Origin of the sequence: Paenarthrobacter sp. DKR-5 (assembly GCF_018531425.1) — a bacterium.
Taxonomy (GTDB): domain Bacteria; phylum Actinomycetota; class Actinomycetes; order Actinomycetales; family Micrococcaceae; genus DKR-5.
On the sequence record NZ_JAHBOI010000007.1, the window covers coordinates 64473 to 82234 of the forward strand.

A 17762-nucleotide genomic window follows, 5' to 3' on the forward strand; every position below is an offset into this window, starting at 1 on the left:
ACGCCCGGATTTATCCCTGCGCCGCTGAGAGACACGCTATCGCAGCGTCGGTCTGTGGAACGTGAGCGTGCCGAAGCAATTGCGCCGCGGTTCAGCGCTGACAGCGGATTTTGGCGGGGTTCGGGTACGCCGGCTTGATTAGGGCCTGCGGTCTTGCCGGAGGGAATCCCGGATTTCCGTAAGCAGGGCAATCTGGGGGTCTTCGGCCGCTTCTTCCTTGACGTCCGGGTTGATGCCGAGGCGCCGGTTGCGGCGCTCGACCATGTGGTTCATGGGCACGACGATGACGAAGTAAATGGCTGCCGCCACGAGCACGAAGTTAACAATTGCCGTGAGCAGGACACCGAATTTGATGTCGTTTCCGTTGAGGGTCACGACGGCGAAACTATCGAAGTTCGGAGATCCGACCAGGGCCGCAATGAACGGCATGAGAACGCTTTGGACTAGGGCCGTGACTACGGCACCGAAGGCGGCACCAATCACGACGGCGACGGCAAGGTCTACGACGTTGCCCTTCATGATGAAATTCTTGAATCCGGTCAACATAGCGATCAAACTACCCCACGCGGATGCCGTATCGGTCACTTTTGGGGAAAGTTTCGAGGGGAGTCACCGAGTGCCTGCCGGCGCCCGTGGCATGAGGTCGGATTCACCTCCGTGGGGACCTTGGGTTCCTGCAGCGGGGTTGTTCACCTGTTCCGAACTTCTACGCGCGATGCCATGGGCCAGGCGATAGGAGTCGGTGCCGGTTTCGATGATGGTGCCGTTGAAGGTCAGCCGGTCCACGATGGCGGCGCAGAGGCGCGGGTCGGTGAAGGTTTTGGTCCAGCCGGAGAACGATTCGTTGGAGGCGATGGCGATGGAGTTTTTCTCCTCACGGTCGCTGAGGACCTGGAAGAGGAGTTCGGCGCCTCGACGGTCAAGTTCCATGTAGCCAAGCTCGTCGATGCAGAGCAGGTCCACGCGGCCGTAGCGGGCTATGGTCTTGGCCAGGACCTTCTCGTCTGCGGCTTCGATGAGTTCGTTCACGAGTCGGGTGGCGAGGGTGTATTTGACTCGGTAGCCCTTCTCCGCGGCGGCGGTGCCGAGTCCGATGAGCAGGTGGGATTTGCCGGTTCCGGAGTCCCCAATCAGGCAGAGGGGTTGTCCTTTGCGGATCCATTCTCCGGTGGCCAGGGTGTGGATGGTGGCGGAATTGATGTTCGGGTTCGCGTCGAAGTCAAAGTCCCCGAGCCACTTGTCCCGGGGAAAGTTCGCGGCTTTCACGCGCCGGATCGAGGAGCGCCGGTCCCTGTCGTCGCACTCGGCCAGCAGCAGTTCGGCCAGGAAGCCTTGGTAGGAGAGTTGTTCCTTCCCCGCGACGGCGAGGCCTTCATCGAGGACTGCCCGGATGGTGGGCAGGCGCAGTCGGCGGCAGGCCTGGTCCACGGCGGCAACCGCTGCCTGTTCGGTCAGGCCTCGCCGCCGGCGCAGGGCCGGGGTGATGGTGGTCGCCGGTGCGGTGGGGCTCATGAGATGTTCTCCTTTGACGCGGTTCCTGCGGGGTGTTCCGAACGTTTGGCCAGCAGCTCGTCATAGGCGCGGACCGATGGCAGGGGCCGGCTATCAGGTGGCAGCCCGGCGATGACGGCGACGGGGTCCATGAGGCGGCGCTGGGTGAGACTGACAACTCGTTGCACCTTCTCTTCAGCATGAACACGGGGATGACGGTCCGAACTGGCCCCGCCCCGGCAAGATGTCGTGGCGTGTCTGCGGGCTTCGACCGCGACGACGTCGGCGCTGACCGCGCCCACTACGAGGGCCGCGGTGATGCCTGCGTGGATGTCGCAGGCGTCCATGGACCGGTGGAGGAGCAGGACGTCGATGAGTTCACGGGTCCCGTCGGCGTCGCCGTTGACCCGGCGGGAGGCGGCCCAGAATGCCTCGTGCGCGCTGCTGAACGTCCCGGACTCTCGCGCCCGGGCCAAAGCGGTGGAGCCTGGAAGGGCGCCGGGCTTGGTTTTGAGGACCTCGAGATAGTGGTCCAGCTGGACCGACTGCCCGGACCGGGCGGCGAGCCGCTGATGCCTGGCGACCACGGTGCGGCCATCGAACACCACGACCTCGGACGCCCGCAATGACACCCGGACCCTCCGGCCGATGAACCGGGCCGGGACGGAATACTTCACCATCCGGACGGTGACCATCGAGGACCTGTCGACCCTCGGGTTCAGCGCCAGACCCGGATCAAATTCCTCTGCCGGCAACGGGGCCAGGAACGGCCGTTCGATCTCGAAGTCCTGGCCTATGGTGCGGATCCTGTCATTGATCCTCCTGTCCTCGTCCTGGGCTTCCCATTTGCGGATCCGGTCGTTGAGCTCGTCCAGGGAGTCAGCAACCGGCATCGGTGAAAGCCGGTTGCGGCGGAACCAGCCCACCTCACCTTCAACCCCGCCCTTTTCGTGGGCCCCGGCGATGCCGGGCTGGCAATAGAAGGGGTCGAAGCCGTAGTGGGAACGGAACAACACCCATCTGTCGTTCTCCCGGCGCTGCCGGCCCTGGCCGAACACCACAGCGGTTACAGCACTGGTGAGGTTGTCATAGCGGATATGTTTAGTCGGGACGCCGCCCAGAACTTTGAAGGCCTCCACGTGGCCTTCAAGAAAGGCTTCCTGAGCCTGGGTCGGGTAGATCCGGTGGATGGCCCTGCCCGAATGTGATAACCGGAAGATGAACATGTGGCACTTCGTCTTCACCCCGTTCAGCATGATCCAGACTTCACCGAAGTCCACCTCGGCTTCCGCTCCGGGGGCGTGTTCCTGGGGAACGAACACCTCAACCCGGCGGCCGGCCTCCACATCGATCTGGGCGCGGCGGACCCGCACATAATCCCGCACCGTCGAATACGACAGCTCCGGCGCACCGTGCTCTTCGATGAGCCGGGCCAAAATCCTGCGTGCAGTATGGCGCTGCTTCCGCGGCGCCGTGTGTCCTCGGTCAGCATCGCATCGATCGCGCCCTTGAAGGGCTCCAGCCTCCAGGACACGCCTTGTCTCTGTTTACGCTCCGGAGGGGCAGCTGAATCCAGTGCCTGCCTTACCGTTCGCCTGTGAACCCCGTACCGAACCGCCAACGCACGAACCGACAGGCCCTCAACCCGGGCGTCCCTTCGAATCCGCGCGAACAACTCCACTCTCGACTCCATCCAGACCAGCCTTCCGCCGCATCCATCCAGTGATGAATCCAACGTTGAAGGTGGGGCCACAAATAACCGCCACAGGTGCCCGGCGAGTCATGAAGTGGGGCCGGAAATAACCGTCCTGCCGGGGCCATATAAACCTGTCACAGCCAGTTGGCCTCCGATTGCGGTGTGGGGCCTGTGGTGATTGTAGTGGTGAAGCCATGCCGGGAGGGCGTTTCTGCGGGCTGATTCCGTGGCGTAGAAGCGTTTGAAGGCCCATCCGTCGGCGAGGGTTCGATGGAAGCGTTCGATCTTGCCGTTGGTCTGCGGGCGGTAGGGGCGGGTCTTCTTGGGTGTGATGCCCAGTTCCTGACAGGTGTCGCGCCAGAGGTGCGATTTATAGGCCGATCCGTTGTCGGAGAGGACCCGCTCAATGGTGACGCCGCGGGCGGCGAACCACGACACGGCACGCCTGAGCACTCCGACTGCGGTGGCCGCTGTTTCATCGCCGTGGATCTCTGCATAGGCGACCCTGGAGTGGTCGTCGATGACCGTGTGGACATAGGCGGTCCCGATCAGCGGCTCGCGGTTTCTGCTACGCGCCTTGTCCGGGGTTCCGGCCCGGTTCCGGCCTCCTTGCTGCCGCCCAACGTAGCGCCAGCCGCCGCCGTCGGGGATGTTGCCGAGCTTCTTCACGTCGACGTGGATCATGGCCCCGGGCCTGTCGTGCTCGTATCGTCGGATGACCTCCCCGGTGCGCTTGTCCACGTGGTGCAGGCGGTTCAACCGGCACCGGACCAGGACCGCGTGCACGGTCGAGGCCGGGATGGAAAGCTTCGCACCGATTGCGACCGGCCCCAGTCGTTGCTTCCAGCGCAGGTGCACAACCTTGCGCACCAGCTGCTGCGGCGTCCGGTTCGCCACCCGGTGCGGCCGCGAGGACCTGTCGGCCATGCCGGCCTCACCCATCGCGGCGTAGCGGGCCGCCCACCGTTTCGCGGTCGGCCAGGAGCAATTGAACTGCTCGGCAGCCCGGGACACCGGCCAACCATGTTCCACGATCAGACGCGCAACGCGTAAACGTTGGCGTGGAGTCAAAGCGGCATTAGCGTGGGACATGAGGACCTCCTGGTCGCTGCAGCGGTTGTCTAAGCAACTCCACTGTGCAACCGGAGGTCCTCAGCTTTGGCTCAACGACTCCAGCGAGTCATCACATTCACCCAACCAACGTCCCTGGGCAGTCCACCTAGCCCGGAATCGCGGACATCAACTGTGTCGCTGTACCTGAGGTGGAGGACAACAGGATCGGGCGCGAATCCCGTCGGCCGAACCTAGCCCAAGCGGCCGCCGACCTTTGAGGGTCAAAGTTTGACGATGATGCACTTTAGCTGCGAGTAGTGGTTGAGCGCCTCGATGCCTTTCTCGCGGCCGTATCCGGAGTTTTTCTGTCCGCCGAACGGGGTCTCGACGGCACCGGTCACCCAGGTGTTGACTCCGATTTGTCCGGCTTCGATCCGTTCGGCGACACGGAGGGCGCGGGAGATGTCCCGGCTGAACACTGCTCCGACCAGCCCGAATTCCGAGTCATTGGCGATTCTTATAGCTTCTGCTTCGTCTTCGAAGGGGACGGCGACCAGCACGGGGCCGAAGATTTCTTCCTGAGCGAGGGGATTGTCGGGTGCGACGTTGTCGAAGAGGGTGGCGTCAACGTACGCCCCGCTGCTGAGCTCGTCGTCGCTGCTGACGGTTCCTCCGACGAGTGGGCGCATTCCTCGTGACTGTGCCAGGTCCAGGTAGTGCTTGACTGTGTCGAACTGCTTCCAGGTGATCATCGGCCCATAGTCAACGCCAGGCTTTCGCTGGGCTACGAGGGCGGCGACGCGCTGGACGAAGTCTTTTTGGATTGAACGTTGGACCAGTAACCGTGTTCCGGAGGAGCACACCTGGCCGGCGTTGGATACGAATGCACGGACGGCTTCGGAGGCCGCGAAGTCCAGGTCGGCGTCTTCGAAAACGATGTTTGCGCTCTTGCCGCCGAGTTCGAGGGTCAGCGGGATGAGCTTGTCAGCTGCGAGGTGACTGATCGTGCGCCCGACTCCGACGCTTCCGGTGAAAGCGACCTTTCGGACTGAGGGGTGCCGCACGATCTCCTCCCCCACTACTGAACCGGAGCCGCAGACGACGTTGAAGACTCCGGCGGGAAGACCGCACTCGCTGGCAAGCCTGGCGAGGGCAACGGTGGTCTGGGATGTTGACTCGGAAGGCTTACACACGACCGTGTTACCGGCGGCGAGGGCCGGTGCGACGGCCCGCGCCGCCTGGTTCAGGGGCAGGTTCCAGGGAGTGATGACCCCGACCACGCCGTATGGTTCCCGTTTGGTGTACACGTGCTGGTCCGGGGACACGTCAAGGACGGAGCCGATCGGGAGGTTAACGAGCGTTCCGTAGAACTCGAAGTACGCCGCTGAGTTTTCGATTTCTCCCATGAGCGTGTTGCGGACCTTGCCAGTGTCGGCACTCTCCAGTGCCAAGAAGGACTCAGCCTGCTCGCGGAGGGCGTCAGCGATGCGCCGCAGGATCCGGCCACGTTCGGCTGCGGACATCCACCGCCAGTCTTCTGCGCTGTCGGTGGCGGCCTTGGCCGCACGGTCGACGTCCTGTGCGGTGCCCTTTGCGACGGCGACGTGGACGTTGCCGTCCACGGGGCTGAGGATGTCGTTGTACCCGTCGGTGGAGGCAGTTTCGTGCCCGTTGATCCAGTGCGATACGTGGGTGGTCATGACGCGTCCTCCGAGGTGAGCTTGTCCAGGATGGGCGCGGACACCATTGCACCGTGGATGCCGATGGTGCTGGCGATTTCCATTACCTCAAGAATTTCCTGGGGTTTTGCGCCGTAGCCGAGTGCGTTTTTGATGTGCAGTCTGAGTCCCTGCTCGTAGAGGTGGGTGGCTGCGGTGTCGAAGGCGATGTAGATCAGCTCCTTCACCTTGGGTTCGAGAACGCCGGTTCGCCAGGGAACGGAGGAGAACTGCAGGTAGGCATCGAACATCTCCGGGTCCAGTTCGAGCATTTCGTCCCAGAAGGAGTGCCAATAGCCCCGTTCCGTGGTGAACTGCTCCTTGAGCCGGAGCTGGTAGCCCGTGAGGGCTGCGGGTTCGTCCCGCATGCCCAGTTCTTCCATGACATCGACGAGGATCGGGACGCCGATGTTCATGGCGTGGATGCCCAGGGTGCTGATCAGCTCGAGCACCTCCATCAGCTCTTCGCGCGTTGCACCGTATTCAAGGGCTTTCTTCAGGTGCGGCTCAACGCCCTGGACGAACAGGTGGGTGGAGTTAGCGTCCACGGCCAGGAAGATGAACTCCTGCACTTTGGGCGAGAGATGGCCCTTGCGGATGGGGGTCATGGACAATTCGCGGTAAGCGTCGAGGAAATCCGGGTCGAGGGAAGCGATTGATTCCCAGGTTGGCCCCCAGGCGCCGCGTTCGGCTACGAATCGGTCCTTGGCCTCGAGGGCGCGTTGGTCCAGTGTCATGCTGTACTCCTTCATTGAGCATCCGTGATGGCGTTCAGTGTGTGGTGGATGAGGTCGCGGACAGCGGGGTAGTTCTCGGCGACAGGAAAGTGCCCGATCCCGGGAAGGATTCCGCCGACGATCCCGGGGTTGAGCTCGAGGGTGCGAAGGGTGTCGACGGGACGGCAGGCGTAGTCGTATTCACCGGTCCAGAGGTGGACCGGGCAGCGGGAGGTATCGATCGATGCCACCCGGTCCTCGATATCCGAGTCCTGGGAATAGAAGTACGTATCCCCCCGATAGATACCAGGGCCGCCCTGGGAGTAGATCCACCAGACTTCCCGGCGGGCGTTCTCGGGGCTCATCGGGGCCATCAAGTTGTACGTCCATGAGGGGACGGACTGGTTGGCGTTGATGTCGGGGCGCAGGGACCAGTCCATGAACCGGCCCTGTACCCTGGCTGCCCCGGAGAACCCGAGTACGCCGCGGAACTCTTCCGGGTGCTCGAGCGCCAGATGCAGTACGAGGGAGCCGCCCATCGAGCACCCCACCACTATGGGCCGGTCCAAGCCCATCGCCGCTACGAGAACCCGAACGGTTTCGATGTACGTGGACCTGGTGAGCAGGTATTCCTCCTGCCACCAGCCATCCGGCGGGGAGGATTTCCCGTGGTGGGGCAGGTCAAAGGCGATGAGACGGTACTTATCCGCAAGCGATGCATCAGCGAGCATGTGTCGGTACTGCCGCGAGTCCGCTCCTGCTGTATGCAGGAGCACAACCGGTATCCCGCTGCCGGATTCCTCCACATACACGCGGCACTGCCGGCCGCCGATGGTGACATCAACGTACCGGCCGACGACCTCGACTCCCCCGTTCACCGTGCGCTCCTGGCCACTTCGATCCACCGGTTGAGAACCCGGAGGTTGCGTACCAACGGATGCAGGGGCGCGGGCAGTTCGAAGGTCGGACTGTTCCGGCCCAGGGAGATGAGGTCATGGCGGCCGGGTTGCGGTGTCGGGCACAGCAGATCCTCCCAGTCGTCAGCGGTGCCCTTGATGGTGACCCGGTCGGAGAGTTCGTCGGGGTCGCCGAGTGCGATCTCTCCCCGGTCCGGACCGACTTGGACGTCGATGCGGACCGGGGCGAAGCGCGCCAGCAGGGCGAGTTCAGTGTCGGCCATGAAGGTTTCCCGGTTGAGGAGGGTTTGGAAGGGACTCATTAGTCGGTGGTGAAGTCGACGTCTTTGGTTTCGGGGCCGATGGCGGCGCCGATCGACCCGAGAATGCCTCCGATGACGAGGATGGTGGCTGCTGCGGCCGCTGCGGACAGGAAGGACTGCAGGCCGGTGAGGAAGAAGGCGTAGAACGACGGGATCACGACGGAGACACTGAATCCCAGCCCGAAGCCGGAGGCACGCACCCCGGTGTGGAACCGTTCGGTGATGTACGGCAGGACAGCACCCCAGGGGGCGGTGACCAGGATCGAGAAGGCGCAGACCAGGACGGTGATGAGCCCCCAGGACTGGCCCTTGCTGTTCATCAGGGTGACCATTAGTGCCGAGCCGACCACGGCGATGAGCACTCCGAGGATCATGAAGAACCGTCGGCGTCCGATTTTCTGGGCGATGAGACCGGCAGCGATGTAGCTGCCGATGAGGCAGGCGTAGGCGATCAGCAATGTCGTCGTCAGCTGCGTGCCGGTAAGGCCGAGGGTTTTGGGCAGAACGGCGGACGGGATGAACAGGGTGACGATGTTCTGGGTCAGCCAGAAGCCGGTCATCATCAGGAAAACCTGCAGGAAGTTTTTCAGGTTCTGGCCGCGCATGACCTCGCGCAGGGGGGATCCCTTGGACTTGGACTCGGAGACCTTCCAGATCTCCGACTCGGAGACGCTCTTGGTGTAGTAGAGGGCCAGGGCGCCAGCGACGAGCGCTCCAATGATGAAGGGGATGCGCCACCCCCACTGAACGTAGCTTGAGTGGACGTCCCCGACCTTGAAGATGTTGAACGAAGCGAGACCGATGAGGTTGATCACGATGTAGGCCAGCGGGAAACCGGCGAGCACGACACCGCCGAGCAGGCCTCGCTTTTCCTTGGGGCTGTATTCCATCGCCAGCGGCAGTGCTCCTGTGTAGCCGCCGCCGAGACAGATGCCGTCGAGGAAGCGCAGGGCAATCAGGATCCAGTAGGACCCGACCCCGATCGTCTCGTAACCGGGGACGAGCGCGATGAGCAGGGTGATGATGCCGAAACCGCTCACCGACAGGATCGTGGTTTTACGCCGGCCCAGGCTGTCGGCCATGTGCCCGAAGATCGCCGCGCCGATGGGGCGCCCGATAAGCGTCGTGGCAAAGATGAGGGACGTCAGGATCGCGTCCATACCCGGGTCAAGGTTGGGGGGACGGAAAAACACCATTGCCGGGGTGAGGATCACCGTCGGCAGATAAATGTCGAACATGTCGACGAACTCGGCGTAGACGGCGCCCTTCGTTGCCGCCTTTCCGGCGGTTTTATGGCGAGCCGCCACCTCATCTGCCGTCAGCTGTTGGGCGGGGGCGCTTGTTTCATTGGTCTGTCGCATGACTCACTCCTTTGTGGACATCGGATTGTCAGACAGCTTGCTTGGAACTTCGAAGGATGTCAAGGACCCCTATCAAAGACTTCCCCTGTCGCCGCTGATTCTGCTCCTTCCCCGACAGATCAAGGATTCAGTGGCTTGCTGGGCTCCTGGTAGGAGCCGTTATTTAGGGCAGTTTCTTTCGGGCCAGACCATGGAGTTACACATTGCTTGCAATCGTCAGACATTTTCGACACAATCGGTCCCAGGAGGTAATGCTCAATGACAACGGAGTCCTACGAGGTCATCGCGCTGCGCTACGCGTCGCGGATGGCGACGAGGTCGGCAGTTTTTCTCAACTACCACCTCTACGACGAGCCTGACGGACCGATCCAGATGGACTACTACGTATGGGTGATTCGCAGCAGCGAACGCACCATTGTGGTTGACACCGGCTACAGCGAACTCGGGGGCCGTAACCGCAACCGCGGACACATCATCCACCCGGTCGAGCTGCTCAAGCAGTTCGGAACCGACCCTGCCGACGTGGACACTCTGGTCATCACGCACGCGCACTACGACCACATCGGCAATCTGGAGGCGTTCCCCCGGGCGCGTGTCCTCATTACCGAGGCCGAACGCGACTTTTGGCGCGGGCCGACGGCCGGCAGGTTGCTCCTGCACCACTCGTGCGAGGACAGCGAGCTTGCCACTCTTGAGCAGATTGACCGGGCCGGCCGGCTCCAGGCCTTCTCCGGGCGTGCCGAGATTGCGCCGGGCATTTCGGCCATCGAGGTCGGCGGCCACACGCACGGCCAGTGCATCCTGACAGTGCCCACCAGTGACGGTCTCGTGCTGCTGGCCAGTGATGCCGCCCATTACTACGAAGAAATCGATGACGACAAGCCGTTCGTCGTCGCAGAAGACCTGGACAAGATGTACCGCGGATTCGACCTGATCCGTTCGCTGATCCGGAACGACAACGCCGTCCTCCTGCCTGGTCATGACCCCGACGTCATGCACCGGCACCGACCCCTCGACGGTCCGCTCGCCGAGCATGGAATCATCATTGGCCGCCACCCGGAGGAAGCCTCATGAGCACGGTCTTCGACCCGAACGACGCCCTTGTGGGATTCATCGGACTGGGCAACATGGGAGCCCGGATGGCGGCCCGCCTGGTCTCCGGCGGAATCAGCGTCCTCGGACACGACCCGAAAGCGGCGCTGCCTGAAGGCGTGCTACCTGCGGCCTCCCCGGCGCAGGTAGCCCGGGCATGCCGGGTCATACTGCTGTCGCTGCCCTCGAGCCGTGTCGTCGAAGCAGTCTGCCGGGGCGAGTCCGGGCTGCTCCCGGCCGTCGAGCCGGGTACGGTCGTCGTTGACCTGAGCACCTCCGAGCCGGCCTCAACCGCCGAGCTCGCAGCCGAGTTCGCAGCTGCAGGAGCGCATTTCATCGACGCCGGCATCTCGGGCGGCGCTGCGGCCGCAGAAAGCGGGGAACTAACGCTCATGGTGGGCGGTCCCGATGAAACGATCGATGACCTCGAACCTGTCTTCGCCCCCATAGCCACCAAAGTGTTCCGTCTCGGGCCAGTGGGAAGCGGCCACACGGCCAAGCTGCTGAACAACTTCCTCAATGCGATCGCGCTCTCAGCGACCGCCGAGGTAATGGTCGCGGCCCGCAAAGCGAACCTCGACCTTGAGGTGTTGCTCGACGCCGTCAACGCCAGCTCCGGGGTTAACTTCGCCACGCAGAAGCGGTTCCCGAAGATCATTAACGGTGACTACCTCAAGGGCGGCCTTACCAACGCCCTGATGATGAAGGACATCTTGGCGTATGTCGACCTTGTCACCGAACTCGGGGTGGCAAGCCCGACCGCCGCCGCCCCGATCGCTGCTTTCGGGATGGCCCTTCAACTCGGGTACGCAAACAGCATCAGCAACACCGTCGTGGACGCGATCGGTGACCTATCCGGCCGCGTCCGGGTCCATGACAAGCACTACGACACAGGCAGGAGCGGGGAATGAAACTCATCCACGGAACCAACCAACACGGCACAGGCATCAAATCCGGATCCCAGTTCACCGGCACAGTGCACTCATACCTGACCATGCCGGCCACTGACAACGTCGTGATCAACACCGTGAACTTCACCCCGGGTGCCCGAACCTACTGGCACCAGCATGAGCACGGACAGATCCTTCAGGTACTCGCCGGCGAGGGCGTGGTCTGCACGGACGCGGACGGCATCCGCAGGCTGCGGGCCGGTGACACGGTCTGGTGCCCGCCCGGTGAGCGCCACTGGCACGGGGCAGCTGCCGACTCGTTCATGGTGCACACCGCAATCTCGCTCGGCCAGACCTCGTGGGCTGAGCCCGTTACCCAGGAAGAATACGAAGCGCCCAAGGCTGAAGGAGACGCCGATGTTCAGTGATGACGATATGCACAAGCAAACCTACGAAGCCGGAATCACGATGCGCAAGCAGGTCCTCGGCGCCGACCACGTCGAACGCTCCCTGGCGCGGGTCAGTGACTTCTCCCGGCCCGTGCAGGAGCTGGTCACCGAGTACTGCTGGGGTGGTGTCTGGACCAGGGAGGGCCTGGAACCCAAGACCCGCAGCATGCTCAACCTGGCCATGCTCACCGCGCTGAACCGCAGCCATGAACTCGGCGTGCACGTCCGCGGCGCACTCAACAACGGAGTGACAATCGAAGAAATCCAGGAAGTCCTCCTCCAGACGGCCATCTATGTCGGCGTTCCAGCCGCTCTCGAGTCGTTCCGTGTGGCCGAGCAAGTCATCGAGGAGGCAAAGAAATGACCGGCCCCGCACACTCCTCCGGCAACGGAGTCGTCGCCTTTATCGGCCTCGGCCGCATGGGCCTTCCCATGTCCAGGTGCCTGCTGGAGGCTGGCTGGACGGTCGTCGGATTCGACCCCAGTGACACAGCCCGGCAAGCCTTCCAGGATGCCGGCGGCACACCCGCCGCCGACGCGGGAGGAGCAGTCGAAGGCGCCGACTACGTCATCCTCATGCTGCCCAACTCACGCATCGTGGAAACGGTAATCAGTGAAGCCCGGGACGCACTCAAGGAAGGCGTCACCGTCATCGATATGAGCTCCTCAGAGCCGCTGTCGACGAGGAAGCTCGCCGGATCTCTGAAGGAAGAGGGCGTTACGCTCGTCGATGCTCCCGTATCAGGGGGCGTGATTCGGGCCGTCAACGGAACACTTACGATCATGGTCGGAGCGAGCGCCGAAGACTTCGACCGGGTACAGCCCCTTCTGAAAGCAATGGGCAAGCCGCGTCGTGCCGGTGACGTCGGTGCCGGCCACGCCGCGAAGGCCATCAACAATCTGATGTCCGCCACCCACCTGCTCATCTCCGCGGAAGGAGTCGAAGCGGGCAAGCGCTTCGGTCTCGACCCGGCCCTGCTGATCGATATCATCAACACCTCCACCGGGCGCAGCGGGTCCACCGAGACGAAATACCCCAAATTCATCCTTCCTGAAAGCTACGACTCCGGCTTCGCTCTTGACCTGCTGCTCAAGGACATGCGGATTGCCGCGTCCCTCGCGAAGGACCTCGGGACACCCACCAGCTTGGCCGACGCCTCCATCGCGGTGTGGGCGCAGGCCGCCCAGGATCTTCCGGCCGGCGCTGATCACACCGAGATCGCCCGCTGGGTCACTCACAAGGTCGCCGAGTAGCATCGAGTCACGGCAACGGTTCCACACACACAAGGTGGCTGGGAGCCGGAAGTGATTTTTAATCCGTGAGGGGAGGGCTGAGGGAAATGGCTGCGACGCAGGCACCGTCGAATGGCTCTGTGCGCCTGCAAGTGACCGCTGCCATTCGCGATGCCATCTGCAACCTCCAGTACACCCCCGGGCAGCGTCTGGTCGAGCGGGAACTCGTCGAGAAATACGGCGTCTCCCGGGCGACCATCCGTGAGGTCCTGCAGGCTCTCAGCAGTGAAGGCCTGGTCACCGTCATTCCCCAGCGTGGGGCAACGGTCACCGAGCCCAACGCGGAAGACGCCCGCGACCTCTACGAAATCAGGTCAGTCCTCGAATGCCTGCTTGTCAGCAAGTTCTGCGAGCGTGCCTCACGGGCCCAGCGTCTCCGGCTCGCCGTCGCCGTCGAAGAATTCGCAGAAGCTGTTGACGCCGGCCTGCCCATCACCGAGACCATGAAAGTGAAGGACCGGTTCTACGATGTGCTGCTCGACGGGGCAGCCTCTCCGTCACTCTGGCAGGTGATTGAAGGCATCCAGGCCCGTGTCCACGTGCTCAGGGCGACCTCAATGTCAGCGACCGGCCGCGGTGAAACCGCCGTGAAGGAACTGCGGGCAGTCTCCGACGCGGTCGAAGCGGGAGACACTGAAGCCGCCGTCGCAGCCTACCGTCACCACATCGAACAAGCAGGGAAAACCGCCCTGCAACGCCTCACCGAACCCCCTGAGAGCGCGGCTAACGAACGGGCGTCTTAACACCCCTCGGGTGCTCTTGCCCGGGCAGCACCGTTCGGCGCCTGCGAGTCCGTTCGGGATGCCTCGCAGGGTGGTCTTCATCCATTACGAGTAGAGGACGCATGACATCCACACGCCTGGCCATCCTGGATGACTATCAAAACGTTGCCAAGGGGTTCGCCCCATGGCAAAGCCTGGAGGCGCGGAGCGTTGAAATCACCACCTTCAACAGGCCCTTCGGCTCCCCCGAGGAAACCGTCGCGGCGCTCACCGGTTTTGACGCGGTCATCGCGATGCGTGAACGAACACCATTTCCTCGCGAAGTACTCCAGAAGCTGGAGAAACTTCAGCTCCTTGTCACCACCGGCATGGCAAACGCGGCCATCGACCTCGATGCCGCCCGGGAAAAGAACATCGTAGTGTGCGGCACCTCCGGGTCTCCGACTGCGGCACCGGAACACACGTGGGCGTTGCTTCTCGCATTCGCGCGCGACATCCCCGCCCAGGAAAGCGCCCTGCGCTCAGGGCAATGGCAGACCAGCGTAGGTTTCGAACTGGCAGGTAAGACGCTGGGGATCCTCGGCTTAGGCAAGATCGGGCACCGGATCGCGGGGTATGGCCGAGCATTCGGAATGGACGTTATAGCGTGGAGCCCCAACCTCCGGGAAGACACAGCCTCAGCCGCAGGCGCACGAAGAGTCACCAAGCAACAGCTCTTCGCTGAATCGGACATCGTCACGCTTCACGCCCGGCTCTCCGAGAGATCCAAAGGCGTTGTCGGTGAGAAGGAGTTGCGGCTACTCGGCCCCGACGGCGTCCTTATTAACACCGCCAGGGGGGCCCTCGTCGACCAAAATGCCCTCGTCGATGCCCTTAAATACCGGTGGATAAGAGGAGCGGCATTGGACGTCTACGACATCGAGCCTCTGCCGGCAAACCATCCTTTACTAAGCGCTCCAAACACTGTGCTAAGCCCCCATCTGGGCTACGTGACGACGGAAAGCTACACCCGCTTTTACCGGGAAGCACTCGAGGACGTCGTGGCCTGGCTGGACGGGCTACCCCTCAGAACCTTGGCGGGATGATCCTGCACCCCATCCTTGAATCCCTCAGGGTTGGGGGCCGTGAACGGCATGTTCTGTTAGCCCGCGCACTCGATGCAGTACAAATGTCCGTTTTTCTCGCGGGCGACCTGGGAGCGGTGGCGAACGGGGAAGCAGGAGTAGCACGTGAACTCGTCCATGCCCTGAGGAATCACGCGAAGGATGAGTTCCTCGGCAACAATTTCGCCGAGTGATCCCCTCATCCAGAGCACCGGCTTCGTTGAGCTCACGGACCACGCTCTTGGCATCCCGCGTGTTCGCGGATTGAAGTGCTCCCAGGGAGCTCTCCTGTGATTCCTTGACGTCGGAGCGCACTTCGTCGTCATTAGTTGCCACGTGGGGCGTTCTCTTCTCTGCCGTTCCAACCAAACCCGAGACAAGGTCTGGGCCGGTCCGGTGTGGCCTCCGGTCCGGCCCAGTCGTAATCCGTTACCGAGCCTTATACTCCTCTGCGGCGGCACGGAGCCGGCGGTGGGCCCCGCCGTATGCTTCGACCGACTTTAGTGACCATTTGGGCAGCTTCGCCAGCATCGTGTAGTTGGGGTCGCAGACGTTGGCGGCCGGCGCGAGACCGAGTTGGCTGACGAGCTGGTAGGCGTCAAGGGTGTCCATGCCGGTCAGATCCGATGTCCAGGAGACCAGGTCGGTTTGGCTGATCCGGAAAGCGTCATCGAGCGGGCGGACTGATCCTGTGCTCATGATGTAGTCGTCATTTTCCAGCCGGGGCCACGCGAGGGCGCCGCCTTTGACTATGTCCACCACGATTACGCTGTTCATCGCGGATTCCAGGCCGGTTCCGCAGATTTCACCCTCACCCTGCCGGGCGTGGCCGTCGCCGAGGGAGAGCATCGCCCCGGGTACGTTTACCGGGAGGTAGAGCGTGGTGCCGGCCCGGACTTCGGGGGTGTCCATGTTGCCGCCGTGGGTGGACGGGGTCACGACGAGGCGGACCTCCCCGCTGGCGGGTGCGACGCCGACCGTGCCGTGCATTGGGTCCAGAGGCAACCGTAGTTCGTGTTCGGATCGTCGGGCACGGAATGTGGCCGTCCAGGATTCCAGGTCGATGTCGTAGAACCAGACCCGTTCTTCCAGCGGGGCAGACAGCATCGCGGTCTCGTGTGTGGGGGTCAGTGCCCCGAAAAGGGGGAACGTGCTGGAGATGGCGTAGGGCCGGGCGGGGACGATCGAGACGAAGTGCACGGCCAGCACGTCGCCGACCTCTGCACCTTCGACGTGGATCGGGCCGGATACCGGGTTGAGCTCAGTGAAGGGAACGACCTTGCTCGGGAGGTCCTCCGGGCTCGTGACGCGGCCGCCGAAACAGTCCTCGGTGCTCAGTTCGACGACGTCGCCGGGTTTCACGCTGAGCAGTGGCTCGGTTCCGCCGAAGACGTAGGAGAACTGGTCGGGGCGGGGCTTTAGAGAGTGAATCACCATGTCAACGGACTTCCTTTGCATCAACCGGAGACATGGCTCCAGCGCGGTCGGTCATCCGCCCGGTCTTGAGCAGGACGATCGCGACCACGACACCGACCGCGAGCCACAGCACGCCCAGGATCTGGGCGCTGATGTTGGCGTTGATGATCACTGCGACCAGGATGGCGAGACCGAGCAGCGGAAGCACAAGGTGAACGAGCCACCGGCGTGACTTTTGGCGGACAACGAACCACCACACGACTGCGATATTCAGCAGGGAGAAAGCCGTCAGCGCCCCGAAGTTGACGAGAGTGGAGATTTCGGTGAGGCCGTTGGGCTGCGTGACGAGGTAGAGCCCGAGCACCAAGGAGATCGCGGCTACAACGAACGTGGCGTTGACCGGCACGCCGCGCTTGGGGTGGACCCGGCTGAGGAACGCCGGAAGCTGACGGTCCCGGGCCATCGCGAACAGAAGACGGGAGGTCGCCGCCTGCGCAACGAGGGCGTTGGCGAAGCCCCATGCGACGGCGGTGGCCGCGGCCGTAAGAATGAACAGGAAGGGGCCTCCTGCGTTCTGTGCAGCGTCGTAGAACGCGGTCCCGTTCGGATCGCCGTTGGAGATCAGGCCGGCAGGGTCGTGCACGAGCATGGAGGCCACCCAGGTCTGCACGACGAAGAGCACACCTACCAGGAGCAGGGCGGCGATCATGGAGCGGCCCAGCGATTTGGTCGTCCCGGCGTTCTCTTCGGCGAGTGTGGAGATGCCGTCGAAACCGAGGAAGGAGAGCACAGCGATCGACACCGCTCCGAAGATCAGCGACCAGTTGAAGGTGTGGGGGTTGAAGAAGGCATCGAAGTTGAAGGAGCCCTGACCGTTGGCAACGGCCGTAAAGCCGATCACCAGGAATATGCCCAGCACCAGGAGTTCGAGCACGAGCATGACCTTGTTGACGCGGGCGGTGAATTCGATCCCCAGATAGTTGATAAGGGTGTTCAGTGCCACGAAGGCGACGAGCCATGCCCACAGGGGCACTGCAGGAATCATGCCGTTCATGGCGATCGCGGCGGCTAAGTAGAGCAGCGCGGGAATCAGGACGTAGTCCAGGAGGATCATCCACCCCGCTACGAACCCGAGGACGCGGGTGATGCCGCGCCCGACGTAGGTGTACACAGAGCCGGACATCGGGAAGGCCTGAACCATCTGCGCATAGGAGTTCGCCGTGCACATCATGGCGAGCATCCCGACGATGTACGCCATCGCCACCATGCCGCCGGAGGCCTGGAAAACACTGCCGAAAATTGCAAACGGTGCGATCGGCACCATGAAGATCAGCCCGTAGACCAGCAGGTCGGAGAATTTGAGGCTGCGTTTGAGCTCCTGCTTATAGCCGAACTCTTCGATGCGGTCACCCGCTTCCCCGGCATCCCCGGGGAGAGCGGCGACTTCCTGCGATCCGCGCGATTCTGTGCTCATCGTCGATGACATCCAATGCTTAGCCGCGGACGACAACGCCCCCGGGATCAGAAATTATTTCCAGATGGA

At 63.0% G+C, this 17762-nt stretch carries 16 protein-coding genes and 3 pseudogenes; 7 read left to right on the forward strand and 12 right to left on the reverse strand.

From position 1 onward, the window contains the following. Window positions 1-138: 138 nt before the first annotated feature. The 9 genes and pseudogenes from mscL to KIH31_RS15190 all read right to left on the reverse strand — a co-directional run bounded on the left by mscL (window position 139) and on the right by KIH31_RS15190 (window position 9254). Window positions 139-546 carry a large conductance mechanosensitive channel protein MscL gene (gene mscL / locus KIH31_RS15150; protein ID WP_066435231.1) on the reverse strand — a complete coding sequence of 136 codons (408 nt, stop codon included), beginning with the start codon at window positions 544-546 and terminating at the stop codon, window positions 139-141. A 174-nt stretch (window positions 547-720) separates the two neighbouring features. Next, window positions 721-1512, reverse strand: a pseudogene (gene istB, locus KIH31_RS15155) (IS21-like element helper ATPase IstB); the annotation flags it as partial. Beyond that, window positions 1509-3184, reverse strand: a pseudogene (gene istA / locus KIH31_RS15160) (IS21 family transposase). The pseudogenes istA and istB, both read right to left, overlap by 4 nt. 87 nt (window positions 3185-3271) lie before the next feature. Beyond that, window positions 3272-4279, reverse strand: coding sequence for an IS481 family transposase (locus KIH31_RS15165; protein WP_214427980.1), 1008 nt, complete (start codon window positions 4277-4279; stop codon window positions 3272-3274). A gap of 242 nt (window positions 4280-4521) precedes the next feature. Next, window positions 4522-5940 carry an aldehyde dehydrogenase gene (locus tag KIH31_RS15170; protein ID WP_214427981.1) on the reverse strand — a complete coding sequence of 473 codons (1419 nt, stop codon included), beginning with the start codon at window positions 5938-5940 and terminating at the stop codon, window positions 4522-4524. Further along, window positions 5937-6695 (reverse strand): carboxymuconolactone decarboxylase family protein, encoded by a 759-nt coding sequence (locus tag KIH31_RS15175; RefSeq protein WP_214427982.1) that lies wholly within the window; start codon window positions 6693-6695, stop codon window positions 5937-5939. The genes KIH31_RS15170 and KIH31_RS15175 overlap by 4 nt, the downstream gene beginning before the upstream one ends. Window positions 6696-6706: 11 nt before the next feature. Next, window positions 6707-7552 carry an alpha/beta fold hydrolase gene (locus KIH31_RS15180; RefSeq protein ID WP_214427983.1) on the reverse strand — a complete coding sequence of 282 codons (846 nt, stop codon included), beginning with the start codon at window positions 7550-7552 and terminating at the stop codon, window positions 6707-6709. Beyond that, window positions 7549-7854 (reverse strand): hypothetical protein, encoded by a 306-nt coding sequence (locus tag KIH31_RS15185; RefSeq protein WP_214427984.1) that lies wholly within the window; start codon window positions 7852-7854, stop codon window positions 7549-7551. The genes KIH31_RS15180 and KIH31_RS15185 overlap by 4 nt, the downstream gene beginning before the upstream one ends. Window positions 7855-7892: 38 nt before the next feature. Beyond that, window positions 7893-9254 carry an MFS transporter gene (locus KIH31_RS15190; protein WP_214427985.1) on the reverse strand — a complete coding sequence of 454 codons (1362 nt, stop codon included), beginning with the start codon at window positions 9252-9254 and terminating at the stop codon, window positions 7893-7895. Window positions 9255-9512: 258 nt separating this feature from the next. Between KIH31_RS15190 and KIH31_RS15195 the strand changes: the two genes are divergently transcribed. The 7 genes from KIH31_RS15195 (at window position 9513) to KIH31_RS15225 (ending at window position 14785) form a co-directional block, all read left to right on the forward strand. Beyond that, a complete protein-coding gene (locus KIH31_RS15195; protein ID WP_214427986.1) occupies window positions 9513-10328 on the forward strand; it encodes an N-acyl homoserine lactonase family protein in 816 nt (271 codons plus the stop codon). Continuing rightward, on the forward strand, window positions 10325-11257 hold the full coding sequence (locus tag KIH31_RS15200; protein WP_214427987.1) for an NAD(P)-dependent oxidoreductase: 933 nt from the start codon (window positions 10325-10327) through the stop codon (window positions 11255-11257). The genes KIH31_RS15195 and KIH31_RS15200 overlap by 4 nt, the downstream gene beginning before the upstream one ends. Beyond that, window positions 11254-11664, forward strand: a complete 411-nt coding sequence (locus tag KIH31_RS15205; RefSeq protein WP_214427988.1) for a cupin domain-containing protein — start codon at window positions 11254-11256, stop codon at window positions 11662-11664. Before KIH31_RS15200 ends, KIH31_RS15205 begins: the two co-directional genes overlap by 4 nt. Then, entirely contained in the window at window positions 11654-12049 is a 396-nt protein-coding gene (locus KIH31_RS15210) for a carboxymuconolactone decarboxylase family protein (RefSeq protein WP_214427989.1), read from the forward strand. The genes KIH31_RS15205 and KIH31_RS15210 overlap by 11 nt, the downstream gene beginning before the upstream one ends. Continuing rightward, the gene (locus tag KIH31_RS15215) at window positions 12046-12939 is read left to right on the forward strand and encodes an NAD(P)-dependent oxidoreductase (protein WP_214427990.1); all 894 of its coding nucleotides are present in this window, start codon (window positions 12046-12048) and stop codon (window positions 12937-12939) included. Before KIH31_RS15210 ends, KIH31_RS15215 begins: the two co-directional genes overlap by 4 nt. Window positions 12940-13070: 131 nt before the next feature. Then, on the forward strand, window positions 13071-13721 hold the full coding sequence (locus KIH31_RS15220) for a GntR family transcriptional regulator (protein ID WP_214427991.1): 651 nt from the start codon (window positions 13071-13073) through the stop codon (window positions 13719-13721). Window positions 13722-13822: 101 nt separating this feature from the next. Next, window positions 13823-14785: a D-2-hydroxyacid dehydrogenase family protein gene (locus tag KIH31_RS15225; protein WP_214427992.1), complete on the forward strand. Its 963-nt coding sequence runs from the start codon at window positions 13823-13825 to the stop codon at window positions 14783-14785. Between the two features lie 56 nt (window positions 14786-14841). Here KIH31_RS15225 and KIH31_RS15230 read toward each other — a convergent pair. The 3 genes and pseudogenes from KIH31_RS15230 to KIH31_RS15240 all read right to left on the reverse strand — a co-directional run bounded on the left by KIH31_RS15230 (window position 14842) and on the right by KIH31_RS15240 (window position 17693). After that, window positions 14842-15139: pseudogene (locus KIH31_RS15230) on the reverse strand (DUF4193 family protein). A gap of 93 nt (window positions 15140-15232) precedes the next feature. Beyond that, the gene (locus KIH31_RS15235; RefSeq protein ID WP_250546074.1) at window positions 15233-16240 is read right to left on the reverse strand and encodes an acetamidase/formamidase family protein; all 1008 of its coding nucleotides are present in this window, start codon (window positions 16238-16240) and stop codon (window positions 15233-15235) included. Window position 16241: 1 nt separating this feature from the next. Beyond that, window positions 16242-17693 carry an APC family permease gene (locus KIH31_RS15240; protein WP_214427994.1) on the reverse strand — a complete coding sequence of 484 codons (1452 nt, stop codon included), beginning with the start codon at window positions 17691-17693 and terminating at the stop codon, window positions 16242-16244. Window positions 17694-17762: the final 69 nt, after the last annotated feature.